Here is a 17,055-nt window from a genome sequence, read left to right on the forward strand (position 1 = left end):
GGGGTGGGCTTTCTTCTACATCCGGAAGACGCCGAAGCGCGTGTCTTCGATCGGCGCGTTCAGCGCCGCCGACAGCGCCAGCCCCAGCACGCGACGCGTGTCCGCCGGCGCGATGATGCCGTCGTCCCACAGCCGCGCGGTGGCGTAGTACGGATGGCCCTCGCGTTCGTACTGCTCGCGGATCGGCGCCTTGAAGGCGTCTTCCTCGGCCGCCGACCACTGGCCGCCGCGCGCCTCGATGCCGTCGCGCTTGACCGTGGCCAGCACGCTGGCGGCCTGCTCGCCGCCCATCACCGAGATGCGCGCGTTGGGCCACATGAACAACAGGCGCGGCGAGTAGGCGCGGCCGCACATGCCGTAGTTGCCGGCGCCGAACGAGCCGCCGATCAGCACGGTGAACTTGGGCACGTTGGCGGTGGCCACCGCCGTCACCATCTTGGCGCCGTGGCGCGCGATGCCTTCGTTTTCGTACTTGCGGCCGACCATGAAGCCGGTGATGTTCTGCAGGAACACCAGCGGGATCTTGCGCTGCGCGCACAGCTCGATGAAGTGCGCGCCCTTCTGCGCCGATTCCGAGAACAGGATGCCGTTGTTGGCGACGATGCCCACCGGCATGCCGTGGATGTGGGCAAAGCCCGTCACCAGCGTGGGGCCGAAGCGCGCCTTGAATTCGTCGAACTCGGAACCGTCGACGATGCGCGCGATGACCTCGCGCACGTCATACGGCTTGCGCGTGTCGGCGGGGATGATGCCGTTCAGTTCGGCCGGGTCGTAGCGCGGTTCGCGCACCGGCACGGTGGCCAGCGGCGCCGGCTTCTTGCGGTTCAGGCGCGCCACGGCGCCGCGCGCCAGCTGCAGCGCGTGCATGTCGTTGGCGGCCAGGTGGTCGGCCACGCCCGACAGGCGCGTGTGCACGTCGCCGCCGCCCAGGTCCTCGGCGCTGACTTCCTCGCCGGTGGCGGCCTTCACCAGCGGCGGGCCGCCCAGGAAGATGGTGCCCTGGTTCTTGACGATGATGGACTCGTCGCTCATGGCGGGCACGTAGGCGCCGCCGGCGGTGCACGAGCCCATCACCACCGCGATCTGCGCGATGCCCTGCGCCGACATCTGCGCCTGGTTGTAGAAGATGCGGCCGAAGTGTTCGCGGTCGGGAAAGACCTCGTCCTGCTGCGGCAGGTTGGCGCCGCCGGAATCGACCAGGTAGACGCACGGCAGCCGGTTCTGCGCGGCGATCTCCTGCGCGCGCAGGTGCTTCTTGACCGTCATCGGGTAGTAGGTGCCGCCCTTGACGGTGGCGTCGTTGCAGACGATCACGCATTCGGTGCCGGCGATGCGGCCGATGCCGGTGATGACGCCCGCGCCCGGCGCGTCGCCGTCGTACATGCCGTGCGCCGCCATCGGCGACAGTTCCAGGAACGGCGACCCCGGATCAATCAGTTGCTCGACGCGGTCGCGCGGCAGCAGCTTGCCGCGCGCCACGTGCTTGGCGCGCGACGATTCGCTGCCGCCCAGCGCGGTCCGCGCCAGTTGCTGGCTCAGGTCGTCCAGCTGCGCCTGCATGGCGCGCGCGTTGTCGGTGTAGTCCTGCGACCGCGGATTGATGCGGGATTCGATGATGGGCATGGGGTACCACCCGTCCTGCTGATTGGGATGTTGAAGGCGCTCGGAGGGCCGGCAGGCGCTTCCTAGCGGTTTGTCTCGCTGCCCGATGAACCGGGCATTCTTGTCATGGATTAACTCAGCTGCATTTCGTTGCGCCTCTCCCGCACGGCCCGCGACCGACCCGTCGCGGACTTCGCCTTGCGGAAAAGGCGCAGCGAAATGATGCCCCTCGATGTACCCGCCACGCGGGCTTGCGGCCTCCCGAGGCGGCGCTTTTTCCCAGGGACATCCAGGGAAAAAGCGCGCCTCGGGAGAAATACCGCCTTAGACCATCTCGATTGCCATCGCCACGGCTTCGCCGCCGCCGATGCACAGCGTGGCCACGCCGCGCTTGCCGCCGGTCTTGCGCAGCGCGCCGATCAGCGTGGTCATCAGGCGCGCGCCGGAGGCGCCGATGGGGTGGCCCAGGGCGGTGGCGCCGCCGTGGATGTTGACCTTTTCATGCGGCAGCTTGAAGTCGGTCATGGCGGCCATGGTGACCACGGCGAAGGCTTCGTTGATCTCGTACAGGTCCACGTCCTCGGCCTTCCAGCCGGTCTTGGCGAACAGGTTCTTCAAGGCGCCGACCGGGGCGGTGGTGAACCAGTTCGGTTCCTGCGAGTGCTGGCTGTGCGCCACGATGCGGGCCAGCGGCTTGACGCCGAGCTTCTCGGCGGTGGAGGCGCGCATCAGCACCATGGCGGCGGCGCCGTCGGAGATCGACGACGAGTTGGCGGCGGTGACGGTGCCGTCCTTCTTGAACGCCGGCTTGAGCGTCGGAATCTTTTCCGGCATGGCCTTGGTGGGGGCCTCGTCGGTGTCGACCACGGTATCGCCCTTGCGGCCGGCCACCGTGACCGGGGTGATTTCCCACTTGAAGCTGCCGTCTTCGGTGGCGGCGCGGGCGCGGCGCAGCGATTCCAGCGAGAACGCATCCTGCTGCTCGCGCGTGAACGAATACTTGGCGGCGCAATCCTCGGCGAACACGCCCATGGCCTTGCCCTTGTCGTAGGCGTCTTCCAGGCCGTCCAGGGCCATGTGGTCATAGATGGTGCTGTGGCCGTAGCGATAGCCCTGGCGGCCCTTGAGCATCAGGTAGGGGGCGTTGCTCATGCTTTCCTGGCCGCCGGCGACGACGATGTTGGCCGAACCCGCGGCCAGCAGGTCGTGGCCGAACATGGCGGCCTTCAGGCCCGAGCCGCACACCTTGTGGATGGTGGTGCACGCCACGCCCAGCGGCAGGCCCGCGCCCAGGGCGGCCTGGCGCGCCGGGGCCTGGCCCTGGCCGGCCTGCAGCACGTTGCCCATGATGACTTCTTCGATCTGCTCCGGCTTGAGGCCGGCGCGTTCGACGGCCGCCTTGATGGCGACCGAGCCCAGCTCGTGCGCGGCCAGGCCGGACAGGCTGCCGAGCATGCCGCCCATGGGCGTGCGGGCGACGGAAACGATAACGATGGGATCTGACATGACTAGCTCCTGTGAGGGTCGGGACAGCGTGTTTTATGCGGTGGCGCCAGCGGGTGCCGGACGCAGCCGTCTGTCCGTATCGTAAGGGAAAAATTCTTCGATCCGGCCTTGCGCCACGTGGGCGCGACAGGCCTGCCACCATTCCGGTTCCAGCAGGTCGGCATGGTGGCGCAGGAAGGCGCCGCGCACACGCGCGTCGCCCAGCAGGAAGCGGCCGAATTCCTCCGGAAAGACGTCGTTCGGTCCGACGGCATACCAGGGTTCGGAGGCCATTTCCGCTTCCTCGTTGGGGGCGGGAGGAATCCGTCGGAAATTCATTTCGGTCATGCGCTGGATTTCGTCGTAGTCGTAGAACACGACCCGGCCCAGCCGCGTCACGCCGAAGTTCTTGTAGAGCATGTCGCCGGGGAAGATGTTGGCGGCGGCCAGCTGGCGGATGGCGTCGCCGTATTCGCGCACGGCCGGCTCCAGCAGCGCGTCCGGCGCCTGGCTCAGGTACAGGTTCAGCGGCGTCATGCGCCGTTCGATGTAGACGTGGCGGATGACCACCGTGTCCCCGGTTTCTTCGATCAGGCTGGGCACCAGGCGCCGCAGTTCGTCCAGCAGCCGCGGCGCGAAGCGGGCGCGCGGCAGCGCCACCTGCGAGTATTCCCAGGTGTCGGCCATGCGGCCGACGCGATCGTGCAGCTTGACCATCTGGTACTTGCGCCGCACGGTGGCGTGGTCCATGCCGTCTTTGTCGATATGGTCCTTGATCAGCTTGAACACGTAGGGATAGGACGGCAGCGTGAACACGCACATCACCATGCCCTTGATGCCGGGCGCGATGTCGAAGGCGTCGCGCGAATGCGCCAGGTGGTGCAGGAAATCGCGGTAGAACAGCGTCTTGCCCTGCTTCTGCAGGCCGATCATGGTGTACAGCTCGGCCTTGGGCTTGCGCGGCAAGAGGCTGGCCAGGAAGTTGACCACCGCGGCGGGCGTCTCCATGTCCACCAGGAAATACGCGCGCGTGAAGCTGAACAGCGTGCTCAGGTCGTCCGCGCCCAGCAGCAGCGCGTCCAGGTTCACCTGCCCGGCCGGGTTGCGCGTGAGCGCCACGGCGAAGGGGTAGACGGTGCCCTGGTTGATCAGGCGGCCGACGATGTAGGCGCCCTTGTTGCGAAAGAACAGCGAACCCAGCGCATGCACCTGGCAGTCGCTGGCGATGCGGCGGCCGACGTGGCGCGGCAACTGCCGGCGCAGCTGGCCGATGGCGGCGCGCGCCAGCAGGCGGGTGTCGCGCGGCAGGTCCTCGAACGGCAGCGCCAGGCCGAAGTCGGCCACCATGCGGATGAGGCTTTTGTGCAGGCCCTCGGTCACCGGGTAGTAGACCCGGTACGACGGCATGCGGCTGTCCAGGTAGTCGGTGGCCACGGCCGGCCGCACGAACAGGAAATCGTTGTGGAAATAGTCGCGGTGCAGCAGCCGGCACGACACCGAATTGAAGAACGTCTCGGCGCATTCGGGCTGGCGGTGCTCGCCCAGCAGGCCGACGAATTCCTGTTTGATCTGCTGCCAGTAGGCGGTCTGCGCATCCGTCAGCGCGGCGCCCGCGGCGCCGTTCGCGCCGTTGGGGGCATGGGCGCCGACCGCGCCCTCGGGCCGGCCGCGCAGCACGCCTTCGAGCTGGCTGGCGCATTCGCGCACCCGCATGTCGTAGTACTCGATGCGCTCGCGCGACAGGTGCTGGATGCCGTGCCAGTCGCCCGATTCGAACAGCGCCTTGGCGCGCTGCGCGCTGTAGCGGAACAGCGCGTAGTGGCGGTCGAAGCCGGCCAGGATGCGGCGCGCGACGTCCAGCGGCGAGGGGCCCCGGACGGGCGCCTGCACGATGTGCTGGACGTCGGACGTGCGGATCATGGCAAACGACTTCCGGGGGGACTCAGGCCGTCTCGGCGAACAGCTCGCGGCCGATCAGCATGCGGCGGATCTCGCTGGTGCCGGCGCCGATTTCGTACAGCTTGGCGTCGCGCCACAGGCGGCCCACCGGGTATTCGTTGATGTAGCCGTTGCCGCCCAGGATCTGCACGCCCTCGCCGGCCATCCAGGTGGCCTTCTCGGCGGTGTACAGGATCAGCGCGGCGCAGTCCTTGCGCACCTGGCGCACGTGCTCGGCGCCGAGGCGGTCGAGGTTCTTGCCGACCTGGTAGCAGAAGGCGCGGCTGGCCTGCAGCGTGGTGTAAAGGTCCGCCACCTTGCCCTGGATCAGCTGGAATTCGCCGATGGCCTGGCCGAACTGCTTGCGGTCATGGATGTACGGCACCACCACGTCCATCACGGCCTGCATGATGCCGACCGGGCCGCCCGACAGCACGGCGCGCTCGTAGTCCAGGCCGCTCATCAGCACCTTGACGCCGCCGTTGACCTGGCCCAGCACGTTTTCCTCGGGGATCTCGCAGTCCTGGAACACCAGTTCGCCGGTGTGGCTGCCGCGCATGCCGAGCTTGTCCAGCTTCTGCGCCACCGAGAAACCCTTGAAGCCCTTTTCCACCAGGAACGCGGTGATGCCGCGCTGGTGCGCCTCGGGGTCGGTCTTGGCGTAGACCACCAGGGTGTCGGCGTCGGGGCCGTTGGTGATCCACATCTTGGAGCCGTTGAGCACGTAGCGGTCGCCCTTCTTGTCGGCGCGCAGCTTCATGCTGACCACGTCCGAGCCGGCGCCCGGTTCGCTCATGGCCAGCGCGCCGATGTGTTCGCCGGAAATCAGCTTGGGCAGGTACTTGGCCTTCTGGGCGGGGGTGCCGTTGCGGTTGATCTGGTTGACGCACAGGTTGGAGTGGGCGCCATAGGACAGGCCGATCGAGGCGCTGGCGCGGGAGATTTCCTCCATCGCCACCATGTGGGCCAGGTAGCCCATGTTGGCGCCGCCGTATTCCTCGCTGGCCGTCATGCCCAGCACGCCCAGGTCGCCGAACTTGCGCCACAGGTCCATGGGGAACTGGTCGCTGCGGTCGACTTCGGCGGCGCGCGGCGCGATCTCGGCCTGCGCGAAAGTGCGCACGGCGTCGCGCAGCATGTCCAGGTCTTCGCCCAGGTCGAAGTTCAGGCCAGGAAGGTTCATCGCTGTCTCCGTGATAGTAGGTACTTACATTCTTATGGGCGCCTGCGATCGCGCCGGATCTCGCCGCGTGGCCCCATGATGCGCTGATCGACGCTGGCTACGCAATGATGCAGCGCAAATATTACGTTTACGTAAACGTAAATATGAGTCGGGTTTTCCCTAGGCAAATGTTTGCGTTCCCGGGAAGCGCCCTGGGTACTATTCCCCGGGTCCTTGAAACTTCAAATTTTGTTACGGAGTCAGCGGTGTCCGACCTGGCCAATCTTGACGATATCGTGGCGCTGCGGCGCGATCTGCACGCCCATCCCGAGCTCTGCTACGAAGAGCACCGCACCGCCAAGGTGGTGGCCGACGCCCTGCGCGGCTGGGGCATCGAGACCCACACCGGCATCGCCAAGACCGGCGTGGTCGGCGTCATCAAGCGCGGCGCTTCCGACCGCGCCATCATGTTGCGCGCCGACATGGACGCCCTGCCGATGCAGGAAGAGAACCAGTTCGAACACCGTTCGCGCCACGACGGCAAGATGCATGGCTGCGGCCATGACGGCCACACCGCCATGCTGTTGGCCGCCGCGCGTCACCTGCAACAGGAAGGCGGTTTCGACGGCACGGTCTATTTCTGCTTCCAGCCGGCCGAGGAAGGCGGCGCCGGCGGCCGCGCCATGATCCAGGACGGCCTGTTCGACCGCTTCCCCTGCGAGGCCGTGTTCGGCATGCACAACTGGCCCGGCCTGGAGGCCGGCTCGTTCGGCGTCTGCGCCGGGCCGATGATGGCGTCCGCCAACGGCTTCAAGATCACCGTGCGCGGCAAGGGCGGCCACGCCGCCGCGCCGCACGATTGCGCCGACCCGGTGCCGGCGCTGTTCGCCATCGGCCAGTCGCTGCAGACCATCCTGACCCGCAGCAAGCGCCCGCTGGACGCCGCCGTGCTGTCCATCACCCAGGTGCAGGCCGGCGGCAGCGTCATCAACGTGATCCCGGGCAGCGCCTGGCTGGGCGGCTCGGTGCGCGCCTACAGCACCGACGTGGTCGACCTGATCGAGCGCCGCATGCACGAGATCGCCGGCAGCATCGCCGCCGCCCACGGCTGCGAGGCCGAGGTCTATTTCGAGCGCCGCTATCCGGCGTTGATCAACACGCCGGCCGAAACCGCGTTCTGCATGGAGGTCATGCGCGAGGTGGCCGGCGCCGACCACGCCCGCGTGATCGAGCCGGTGATGGCCTCGGAGGACTTCGCCTTTCTGTTGCAGGCCAAGCCCGGCTGCTACGTGTTCCTGGGCAACGGCGACGGCGACCACCGCATGGCCGGCCACGGCCTGGGCCCGTGCATGCTGCACAACACCAGCTACGACTTCAACGACGCTCTGATCGCGCCGGGCGCGAGCTACTGGGTGCGGCTGACGCAGCGCTACCTGGCTGGCTGATTCACGCGCGGCCGTCGCGACGCGCGTGTCGCCTTCGCGGTCACTGCCTTTGTCGCCACCACGAGTTTTCCTTTTGCCTTACCCGTTTCACGCATTACCTCACGCAGTGCTACGCAACACCACAAGGAAGCTATGAAAAAGAAGATGCTGTTCACGGCCGCGGGGGCGGCCCTGGCGATCATGACGGGCGGCGCCGCGCTGGCGCAGGGCTGGCCCGCCAAGCCCATCACCCTGGTCGTGCCCTACACCGCCGGCGGCAGCGCCGACGCGATCGGGCGCCGCCTGGGCGACGTGCTGCGCAAGGAGACCAACGCCACCGTCATCGTCGAAAACAAGCCCGGCGCGGGCGCCTCGGTCGGCACCGACTTCGTGGCGCGCGCCCAGCCGGACGGCGCCACCCTGCTGCTGGCTTCCACCAGCCCGCTGACCATCTTCCCGCACCTGGCCAAGACCAACTACGACCCGATGAAGGACCTGACGCCGGTGGCCAGCGTGGCCGTGGCGCCCGTGGCCATCGTCGCCACCAAGGCCCTGCCGGTGAAGGACTTCGCCGGCCTGATCGACTACGCCAAGTCGCACCCGGACGGCGTGCGCTACGGCACGCCGGGCCAGGGCACCGTGGCCCACATCGGCATGGCGGCGCTGACCACGCAGACCGGCACCAGGATGCTGCACGTGCCCTACCGCGGCAACAGCCAGGCGCTGACCGACGGCCTGGGCGGCGTGGTCGAACTGCTGGTGGTCAACACCGACGTGGTGCTGCCGCACGTGGCCAGCGGCGCGCTCAAGCCGCTGGCGGTGATGGCGCCCGAGCGCCTGGCCGCCTGGCCCGACGTGCCCACCATGGCCGAACTGAAGCTGCCGCAGGCGCAGTACTACTCGAACTTCGGCATCTTCGCGCCGGCCAACCTGCCGCCGGCGGTGTCGGGTCCGCTGCAGGCCGCGCTGGCCAAGGCCGTGGCCAGCGCCGAGTTCAAGGACCTGCTGACCAAGTCCTACCTGCAGCCGGGCACCGCGTCCGGCGACGCCTTCGCCAAGCAGGTGCAGGCCGAGTTCGCCAACAACGCGCGCATCATCAAGGAAGGCAACATCAAGGCGGAATGACGCCAGCGCCGCGCATCCCGGCCGGGATGCCGCGCAGGCAATGCAAAGCGCGCTCCACGGGGAGCGCGCTTTTTCATTTTGGGGGAGGCGGGCCGGCGTCGCGCCGCGTGAGTCGGACCCGCCAACGCGCGCTGGCCCGTCGTGCGCCCACGCGCCTTCGCGGCAATCGGTCAGGCCGTCTTGGGCCCGAACATGATCACCAGCATGCCGGCCAGGCACAGCCCCACGCCGACATAATCGCTGACGCTGGGCCGCACGCCATCGACCGCCCACAGCCACAGCAGCGCCATGCCGATGTACACGCCGCCGTAGGCCGCATACACGCGCCCCGACGCGGTCGGGTGCAGCGTCAGCAACCAGGCGAACAGCGCCAGGCTGACGGCGGCCGGCGCCAGCAGCCAGATGGAATGACCGCGGCGCAACCACAGATACGGCAGGTAGCAGCCGATGATCTCGGCCAGCGCGGTCAGGACGAACAGCGCGAAGGTTTGCAGCATCGCCATGTCAGGCGCTTCAGGCTCGTTGCTGCGCCAGCAGCTCGCGGCACTGGCGTTCCTGCACCGCGATCTCCTGCAGCGTATCCTCGATGTCGCGGCGCTGCTGTTCCAGCGTGGCGCGGTGCTGGGCCAGCACCGCCAGGTACTGGCGCAACTGCACCTCGGTGTCGCCGGGGCCGTCGTACATGTCGATCAGCGTCAGGATCTCCGACAACTGCAGGCCCAGGCGCTTGCCGCGCAGGGCCAGCTTCAGGCGCGTGCGATCGCGCGGCCCGAAGATGCGGTTGCGGCCCTCGCGCGCCGGGCTGACGATCCCCTGGTCTTCATAGAAGCGGATCGTGCGGGGCGTGACGTCGAACTCGCGGGCGAGCTCGGAGATGGTCCAGGTTGACGGGGACATGCGACGTGTGGCAGTTTACGTAAACGTAAATTATGATGACTTGACGCGATCGTCAAGCGTGGAGAGCGAGGCAATGAACCCCAACGAACAGAAGCTGCAGTATCCCTGGGCCGATTTCCAGCCCGAAGCCGGCCGCGCCCACCCGGTGGCCGAGGGCGTCAAGTGGATCCGCATGCCGCTGCCGTTCGCGCTGGATCATATCAATCTCTGGCTGCTGCGCGATCGCATCGACGGCCGCGACGGCTGGACCATCGTCGACTGCGGCATCTCGCGCGACGAGGTCAAGACGCTGTGGGAACAGGTGTTCGAGAACGAACTGGACGGCCTGCCGGTGCTGCGCGTCATCGTCACCCACATGCACCCCGACCACATCGGCCTGGCCTACTGGCTCTGTGAACGCTGGGACGCGCGGCTGTGGATGACCATGACCGACTTCATGGTCGCGTCGCTGTGGTCGTCGCGCCGCAATGACGCCGGCGCCGGGCCTGGCGGCCAGTCGGCGGTAGACCATTTCGCCCGCCACGGCCTGACCGATCCGGACGCGCAGGAACAGATCCGCCAGCGCGCCAACTACTTCCCCAACCTGGTGCCGGCCGTGCCGTCGCGCTACACGCGCATCATGCATGGCGACGCGGTGCGCATCGGCGCGCACGACTGGCGCGTCATCGTCGGCTACGGCCACGCGCCCGAGCACGCCTCACTGCATTCGCCCGACCTGGGAGTGCTGATCTCCGGTGACATGGTGCTGCCGCGCATCTCCACCAACGTCAGCGTGTTCGACTACGAGCCCGACGCCAACCCGCTGCCGCTGTACCTGCGCTCGCTCGACGGCTACGCCGACGTGCCGCGCGACACGCTGGTGCTGCCCTCGCACGGCCGGCCTTTCAAGGGCCTGCACGAGCGCATCGCGCAGCAGCACGAGCATCACCGCGACCGTCTGGCCGAAGTATTGGAGGCCTGTAAGGCCGGACCGCAATCGACCTCCGACATCGTGCCGGTGCTGTTCAAGCGCAAGCTCGACCTGCACCAGCTGACCTTCGCCATGGGCGAGGCGCTGGCGCACCTGCATGCGCTGTACTTCGAAGGCAAGCTGACGCGCGGCACAGGCGCGGACGGCATCGTGCGCTTCAAGGCGGCCTGACGCCGCTCCCAGCCACGTTGCGCGGCGGCCTCCCGCGGGCGAACCGGCGCGCGTGGCTTCGCCGGGTCGGCCCTTGCCAGGCTCGCGCCGGCCGGCGGCCTCAGCGCGTGGCCGTCGCCAGCCGCACGGCCAGTCCCACGAACACCAGCGCCGCGACGCGGTTGAGCCAGCGCTTGGCCGTGACCGAGCGTTGCAGCAGTTCGCCGAACGCGCCCGAGAAGAAGGCGATGGCGCCGAACACCAGCAGCGTGGCCAGCATGAACACCGCGCCCAGTTGCACCGTCTGCCAGCCCACCGAACCCAGTTTGGGCGAGGTGAACTGCGGCAGGAAGGCGAAGAAGAACAGCAGCACCTTAGGATTGGTCAGGTTCATGACGATGCCGCGCCGGTACAGCGCGGAGGTCTTCATCGGCTCGGGCCGCTGGCCGTCCTCGGCATGCACCGGCGCCCGCAGGATCTGCCACGCCAGGTAGGCCAGATATGCCGCGCCCGCCAGTTTCAGCGCCGTGAAGGCCACAGGGGAAGCCGCGAACACGGCGGCCAGCCCCAGCGCCACGGCGGCGGTGTGGCCCAGCAGCCCGGTGCACAGCCCCAGCACCACGAACAGCCCGGCCTTGCGGCCCCAGATGGCCGATTGCATCAGCACGAACAGGTTGTCGGGCCCGGGCGTGAGGGCCAGCAATACGGCAATGCCGAAGAACGCGATCAGGGAATCGAGGGGCAGCATGGGGTCTCGCCAGGGTCGGGCGGCGCCTTGCGCGCCGGCAATCAAGTGGCCATCATACGAGGAAACCAAGGAGACACCATGTCCGCCGTACCCGAATCCGCTGCCGCGCGCCCCGACGCCGCGCTCGAAGACTGGCTGCGCGCGCGCCACAGTTGCCGCGCCTTCCTGCCCGAGCCGGTGCCGCGCGCCACCATCGAACGCATCCTGACGCTGGCGCAGCGCACCGCGTCCTGGTGCAACTGCCAGCCGTGGCAGGTGACGGTGGCCTCGGGCGACGGCGCGCGGCGCCTGAGCCGGGCCCTGGTGGAACGCGCCGGGCAAGCGGGCTTCACGCCCGACTTCCCGTTCCCGCGCGAGTACCGGGGCGACTACCTGGCGCGGCGCCGCGAGTCGGGCTTCCAGTTGTATGGGGCCGTGGGCGTGGCGCGCGGCGACCGCGAGGCCTACCGGCGGCAGGAACTGCGCAACTTCCAGCTGTTCGACGCGCCGCACGTGGCCATCATCACCACCGACGAGGCGCTGGGCGAATACGGCGCCATCGACTGCGGCGGCTATGTCGCCAATTTCCTGCTGGCGGCGCAGGCCAACGGCGTGGCCACGGTGGCCCAGGCCTCGCTGGCGATGTATCCCGAGGTGCTGCGCGAACAGCTCGGCATCGGCCCCGATCGGCGCGTGGTCTGCGCCATCTCGTTCGGCTATGCCGATACCGCGCATCCGGCCAACAGCTATCGCACCAGCCGCGCCGACCTGGACGCGGCGGTGCGCTGGATCGACTGACACCGGACCGGGGGCGCGACAGCCGCGCGCGTTCCTGCTACGGTTCGGGTTCTCCCAATACGCACGCATTCCCTCTTGAAGATGGCTACCAAACACATCGATACGGTTCTGCAGCACGCGGGCACCGCCCCGTTCAACCCCGAGACGGGCACGGCCCCGGTGCCGCTGCCGCCGATGCGGGCCAGCACGGTGCGTTTCGAGAACCTGGCGGCCCTGGAAAAGGCCCAGCGCAGCAAGGCCGCCGGCGGCCGCGCCACCACCTATGGCCGCATGGGCATGGACACGCACGCGGCGCTGGAGCAGGTTTTCGCGCAGCTCGAAGGCGGCACCCACGCGTATCTGGCGCCGTCGGGCCTGTCGGCCATGACGATGGTGATGCTGGCGCTGTGCTCGGCCGGCGACCACGCGCTGATCTCCGATTGCGTCTACGGCCCGATGCGCGAGCTCGACGATGCCGTGCTCAAGCGCATGAACATCGCCGTCACCTACTTCGCCGCCGGCGAGGACCTGGACGCGCTGGTGCAGCCCAACACCAAGCTGCTGTACGTGGAATCGCCCGGCTCGCTGCTGTTCGAGATGCTCGACATGGGCGCCATGGCCGCCATCGCGCAGCGCCACGGCCTGGTGCTGGCCACCGACAACACCTGGGGTTCGGGCTACATCTACCGGCCGCTGACGCTGGGCGCGCAGGTGTCGGTCATCGCCGGCACCAAGTACGTGGGCGGCCATTCCGACCTGATGCTGGGCGCGGTCGTCACCAATGACGAGGCGATTGCCAAGAAGCTGAACCGCACCCAGTACGCCATGGGCTACTCCATCAGCGCCGACGATGCCTGGCTGGCGCTGCGCGGCGTGCGCACCATGCCGATCCGCATGGCGCAGCACGCGCGCCACGCGCTGCAGGTCTGCGAATTCTTCAAGCAGCGCCCCGAGACCGTGCGCCTGTTCCACCCGGCCTGGCCGCAGGATCCGGGCCATGCGCTGTGGCAGCGCGACTGCACCGGTTCGAACGGCATGCTGTCGGTCGAGCTGCGCCTGTCGCCGGCCGCCGCGCGGGTGTTCGTCGACGAACTGGAACTGTTCGGTATCGGTTTCTCGTGGGGCGGCTACGAAAGCCTGGTGCAACTGGTGTCGCCCAAGGACCTGTCGCACCATCGCTATTGGGGCGAGGGCGACAACGCGCTGGTGCGCCTGCATATCGGTCTGGAGTCGCCGCAGGACATCATCGCCGACCTGACCCAGGCGCTGGAAAAGGCCGCGGCGGTCAAGGGCTGACCCGGGCGTGACCGCCGGCCGGGCCCGGCCGGCGCGCCAGCCCCGCTCGCCCCGCCCGGGATGAAGGCCGGCGCAAGGCCCGTGCGGCAAGGCGCCGCCGTATGTCAGGCGTTGGCACCGATCCACGCGCCGATGCGCGCGGCGATGTCGTCGCTGTTGTCGTCCATCATCGGCATGTGCGAATTGCCGCGGATACCCATGTCGGCCAGTCGCCAGCGGGTAACGCGGCCGCCCCGTGCCGCCAACTGGTCGGCGTAGGCCTGCCCGGCGGCATCCAGCCTGGCCCATAGCGGCGTGGCGTCGAGATAGTCGCCATAGACGAACAGAAAGGGCTTGCCCGCCACCGCCGCCGCGTCCACTTCCGCCGAGAACCCCGACGGCTCGATGCCGATGACCCCGCGCACCAGTTCCGGCCGCGCCTGCAGCGCGCGGTAGGCCACTTCGCCGCCATGGCTGTGCGCCAGCACCAGGCACGGGCCGATGCGTTCCAGCGCGGCGCACAAGCCCGCCAGCGCCGCATCGTTGTTGCCCAGCCAGCGCGGCACGGCGTGGCGGATGAAATCGTCGAAGGCCGCCAGCGGAAAGCGCTGGCCGTCGAAGGCGCGGCGCTGCGCGTAGTCCTCGGCGCGGCCGAAGCGGAACAGCGACCAGCTTTCCTCGGCGTTGCGCACGATCGGCGCATCGGGCCAGACCTCCTCGAACGGCGTCCAGCCGGCGCGGCCGCGCTCGACGTTGTCGACCACGTAGACCGCGTGGCCCTGACGCACGAAATGCTGCAGCCAGCCATGCCGGCCGTCCGGCGTCTGTTCCCACATCGCGCCGGTCATGCCGCCGCCGTGCAGCAGCACCAGCGGCAGCGGATGGCGGCGTTCGGCCGGGATGAAGTACTGCACGTACGCCTGTTCGACGTGGTACAGCCCGTTAGGGTCGTACGTCAGCGAGGCGGTCTTGGTGAAGGCGATCTCGCGCACCGGGCGGCCGCTGATATGCGCCTGCCGCCCGCCCGCGTAGAAGCTGCCGAAATCGGCAAGCGCCAGGGGGCCTACTTCTTGACCAGCGGACATTGGCTTTCCGACAGGGGCCAGGCGAGCGAGTCGCCGGGAATGGTGCGCACGATGTTGTAGTAGTCCCAGGGCGCCTTGGACTGGCCGGGCGATTTCACCTGTGCCAGCATCATGTCGCGCACCACCAGGCCGTCTTCGCGAATGTGCGCGTTCAGGCTGAACGGGTCGTCGATCGGCATCGACTTCATCTTCGCCATCACCGCGTCCGAATCGGTGGTGCCGGCCGCCTGCACCGCGCGCAGGTAGTGGCGCACCGAGCTGTACACGCCGGCCTGCAGGAAGGTGGGCGGGCGGCCCAGGCGGGCTTCGAACTTTTTGGTGAAGGCGCGCGTGCCGTCGTTCATGTCCCAATAGGACGGCACCGTCAGGTAGGTGTGCTGCGCGGCCTGCAATCCCAGGCTGTGCACGTCGGTCAGCAGCAACAGCATTGCCGCCAGCTTCTGGCCGCCGCTGGCGATGCCGAATTCGGCCGCCTGCTTGATCGCCGAGATGGTGTCGCCGCCAGCGTTGGCGACGGCGATGATCTGCGCCTTGGAGGCCTGCGCCTGCAGCAGGAACGAGGCGAAGTCCGAGGCGTTGAGCGGGTGGAACACCGTGCCCGCCACTTCGCCGCCGTTGGCCTTGACCACGGTCTCGGTGTCGGCGGCCAGTTGCTTGCCGAAGGCGTAATCGGACGCCAGGATGAACCAGCGCTTGTTGCCTTCCTTGACCACGGCGGTGGCGGTGCCGCGCGACAGCGCGTAGGTGGTGTAGGTCCATTGCACGCCATAGGGCGAGCATTGCGCCTGCGTCAGCGCGGTGGTGCCGGGGCTGGAGAACAGCACCAACTTCTTCTTTTCGCGCGCGATGCCCTGCACCGCCAGCGCCACCGAGGAATTGGGCACGTCCACCACCACGTCGACGCCGTCGGTGTCGTACCACTTGCGCACCATGCCGCTGCCGATGTCGGGCCGGTGCTGGTGGTCGCCCGATACCAGCGCCACGGGCTTGCCGAGCACGCTGCCGCCCAGTTCCTCGATCGCCAGGCGCGCGGCCTCGACCGAGCCGCGCCCGGTGGCATCGGCGGTGACGCCGGCCATGTCGGTCAGGACGCCGATCTTCACGCCGTCGGCGTCATTGGCTTGCGCTGAAAGGCCGGCCAGCGCCAGGCTCACGCCCAGCGCCGCGCGGCGCAGGAATTGCTGTCTCATCTTCCACCCCTTGTAGGCCGCGCGTGGCGGCGAATAATTATGGGAGGAAGTGTATATCGCGGCGGGCGCTTTGCCGCGTCCGCGCGCCTTGGGGATGACCCCATGAAAAACGCCCCGGCCGGTCGGCTCGGGGCGTCGTCATGAACGCGATTCAGGCGCGGGTCACTTGCCGCGGGCCATCGGGATCAGCTTGTTCACTTCCTGCAGGGCGCCTTCGTAGCTGTTGCCCGCCATGACCGGCGAGGTCATGAACTTGCCGCCGACGGCGAACGACGGCGTGCCTTCGATGCGATAGGCTTCGGCCAACTGGTTGGCGCGCTGGACCTGGGTCTGCACGCTGAACGAATCGAACACCGAGTCGAACTTGGCGCGGTCCACGCCCTGCGCGGCGGCCCACTCGCCCATGGCCTTCTTGTCGATCAGGCGCTTGTGCTCGCCGTGGATGGCGGTGAAGACCTTGGCGTGCAGGTCCGGGCGATCCAGGGCCACCAGGGTGTAGTAGAGCTGTTGCAGCGGCTTCATGCCGGCGTTGAAGGCGATCGGCACCTGCTTGAGCACGACGTCGTCGGGCTTGGTCTTGGCCCAGTCCTCGACCATGGGTTCCATGGCGGCGCAGTGCGGGCAGGTGTAGGCGAAGAATTCCAGGACCTCGATCTTGCCCGGGGTATCCGACGGCAGCGGCGGATTGATCGGCACATAGGCCTGGGTGCCCTGGGCGTGGCTGACCGGGCTGAAGAACGCGGTGGCGGTCAGCGCGGCGGCTGCCAGGATGCGGATGAGCTTGGGGGACAGCATGATGGGGTGAGGTTCCTGAACAAAGAGGTTACAGACAGGGCCAGGCCCGGATTAGTTCAATCAAAAACCATGATGCGGGCGCCGTGTTACTGGCGCACCACCGCCGTTTCGATCTTGTTTTCGCCGAGGCGGCCGCGGGCGCGGTTCATGTCGTCCAGGCGGGCGAACGGACCGACGCGCACGCGGTTGATCGGCTTGCCGTTGACCTCGGCCTTCTGCACCGCCACCGGCAGGCCCAGCAGGATGATGCGGGCCTTGAGCGATTCGGCGTCGTCCTGGCCGCGGAAGGCGCCGGCCTGCAGGTAGTACGAGCCATTGGCCGACGCGGTCGGGGCGGCGCTGGCGACCGGCGCCTTGGCCGCGGGCGCCGGGGTCGGCGCCACCTTGGCGATGGGCGTGGGCGGGGCGCTGGCGGCCGGCGCGGGGGCGGCAGCGGGCGTGTTGTTGGAGGTC

The 17,055-nt window shown here is 68.5% G+C and carries 16 protein-coding genes; 5 read left to right on the forward strand and 11 right to left on the reverse strand.

Annotated features, from left to right (window positions below):
- Positions 1–15: 15 nt before the first annotated feature.
- From HV742_RS18265 to HV742_RS18280, 4 genes are all read right to left on the reverse strand, one after another.
- Entirely contained in the window at positions 16–1,623 is a 1,608-nt protein-coding gene (locus HV742_RS18265) for a carboxyl transferase domain-containing protein (protein ID WP_006386958.1), read from the reverse strand.
- A gap of 303 nt (positions 1,624–1,926) precedes the next feature.
- Positions 1,927–3,108: an acetyl-CoA C-acetyltransferase gene (locus tag HV742_RS18270; RefSeq protein ID WP_054495587.1), complete on the reverse strand. Its 1,182-nt coding sequence runs from the start codon at positions 3,106–3,108 to the stop codon at positions 1,927–1,929.
- Between the two features lie 33 nt (positions 3,109–3,141).
- Positions 3,142–5,007: a bifunctional isocitrate dehydrogenase kinase/phosphatase gene (gene aceK, locus HV742_RS18275; RefSeq protein ID WP_175146072.1), complete on the reverse strand. Its 1,866-nt coding sequence runs from the start codon at positions 5,005–5,007 to the stop codon at positions 3,142–3,144.
- Positions 5,008–5,029: 22 nt separating this feature from the next.
- Complete coding sequence (locus HV742_RS18280) at positions 5,030–6,208, reverse strand: isovaleryl-CoA dehydrogenase (RefSeq protein ID WP_049070460.1); 1,179 nt, start codon at positions 6,206–6,208, stop codon at positions 5,030–5,032.
- Positions 6,209–6,453: 245 nt separating this feature from the next.
- Here HV742_RS18280 and HV742_RS18285 point away from each other — a divergent pair, with 245 nt between their 5' ends.
- The gene (locus HV742_RS18285) at positions 6,454–7,632 is read left to right on the forward strand and encodes a M20 aminoacylase family protein (protein ID WP_063582417.1); all 1,179 of its coding nucleotides are present in this window, start codon (positions 6,454–6,456) and stop codon (positions 7,630–7,632) included.
- Positions 7,633–7,764: 132 nt separating this feature from the next.
- Positions 7,765–8,736, forward strand: coding sequence for a Bug family tripartite tricarboxylate transporter substrate binding protein (locus HV742_RS18290; RefSeq protein WP_049070464.1), 972 nt, complete (start codon positions 7,765–7,767; stop codon positions 8,734–8,736).
- Positions 8,737–8,906: 170 nt separating this feature from the next.
- On the opposite strand, the gene HV742_RS18295 is transcribed toward HV742_RS18290, so the two are convergent.
- Together HV742_RS18295 and HV742_RS18300 are read right to left on the reverse strand one after the other, a co-directional pair.
- Positions 8,907–9,239, reverse strand: coding sequence for a YnfA family protein (locus tag HV742_RS18295; RefSeq protein ID WP_006386964.1), 333 nt, complete (start codon positions 9,237–9,239; stop codon positions 8,907–8,909).
- Between the two features lie 10 nt (positions 9,240–9,249).
- Positions 9,250–9,633, reverse strand: coding sequence for a MerR family transcriptional regulator (locus HV742_RS18300; RefSeq protein ID WP_049070466.1), 384 nt, complete (start codon positions 9,631–9,633; stop codon positions 9,250–9,252).
- A gap of 73 nt (positions 9,634–9,706) precedes the next feature.
- Here HV742_RS18300 and HV742_RS18305 point away from each other — a divergent pair, with 73 nt between their 5' ends.
- Positions 9,707–10,774 carry an MBL fold metallo-hydrolase gene (locus tag HV742_RS18305; RefSeq protein WP_049070468.1) on the forward strand — a complete coding sequence of 356 codons (1,068 nt, stop codon included), beginning with the start codon at positions 9,707–9,709 and terminating at the stop codon, positions 10,772–10,774.
- A 100-nt stretch (positions 10,775–10,874) separates the two neighbouring features.
- On the opposite strand, the gene HV742_RS18310 is transcribed toward HV742_RS18305, so the two are convergent.
- The gene (locus tag HV742_RS18310) at positions 10,875–11,501 is read right to left on the reverse strand and encodes a LysE family translocator (protein ID WP_049070470.1); all 627 of its coding nucleotides are present in this window, start codon (positions 11,499–11,501) and stop codon (positions 10,875–10,877) included.
- A gap of 78 nt (positions 11,502–11,579) precedes the next feature.
- On the opposite strand from HV742_RS18310, the gene HV742_RS18315 reads away from it, so the two are divergent.
- Together HV742_RS18315 and metC are read left to right on the forward strand one after the other, a co-directional pair.
- Positions 11,580–12,278 (forward strand): nitroreductase, encoded by a 699-nt coding sequence (locus HV742_RS18315; protein WP_175146073.1) that lies wholly within the window; start codon positions 11,580–11,582, stop codon positions 12,276–12,278.
- A gap of 81 nt (positions 12,279–12,359) precedes the next feature.
- The gene (metC, locus tag HV742_RS18320; RefSeq protein ID WP_054419502.1) at positions 12,360–13,553 is read left to right on the forward strand and encodes a cystathionine beta-lyase; all 1,194 of its coding nucleotides are present in this window, start codon (positions 12,360–12,362) and stop codon (positions 13,551–13,553) included.
- 104 nt (positions 13,554–13,657) lie between these two features.
- On the opposite strand, the gene HV742_RS18325 is transcribed toward metC, so the two are convergent.
- From HV742_RS18325 to HV742_RS18340, 4 genes are all read right to left on the reverse strand, one after another.
- Positions 13,658–14,617: an alpha/beta hydrolase gene (locus HV742_RS18325; RefSeq protein ID WP_175146074.1), complete on the reverse strand. Its 960-nt coding sequence runs from the start codon at positions 14,615–14,617 to the stop codon at positions 13,658–13,660.
- Positions 14,596–15,807, reverse strand: a complete 1,212-nt coding sequence (locus HV742_RS18330) for an ABC transporter substrate-binding protein (protein WP_175146075.1) — start codon at positions 15,805–15,807, stop codon at positions 14,596–14,598. The genes HV742_RS18325 and HV742_RS18330 overlap by 22 nt, the downstream gene beginning before the upstream one ends.
- A 162-nt stretch (positions 15,808–15,969) precedes the next feature.
- Positions 15,970–16,602, reverse strand: a complete 633-nt coding sequence (locus HV742_RS18335) for a thiol:disulfide interchange protein DsbA/DsbL (RefSeq protein WP_026383974.1) — start codon at positions 16,600–16,602, stop codon at positions 15,970–15,972.
- A gap of 86 nt (positions 16,603–16,688) precedes the next feature.
- A partial coding sequence (locus tag HV742_RS18340) for an SPOR domain-containing protein (RefSeq protein WP_175146076.1) occupies positions 16,689–17,055 on the reverse strand: 367 nt, incomplete at its 5' end.

This window comes from Achromobacter ruhlandii (genome assembly GCF_902859695.1).
Taxonomy (GTDB): Bacteria; Pseudomonadota; Gammaproteobacteria; order Burkholderiales; family Burkholderiaceae_B; genus Achromobacter; species Achromobacter ruhlandii.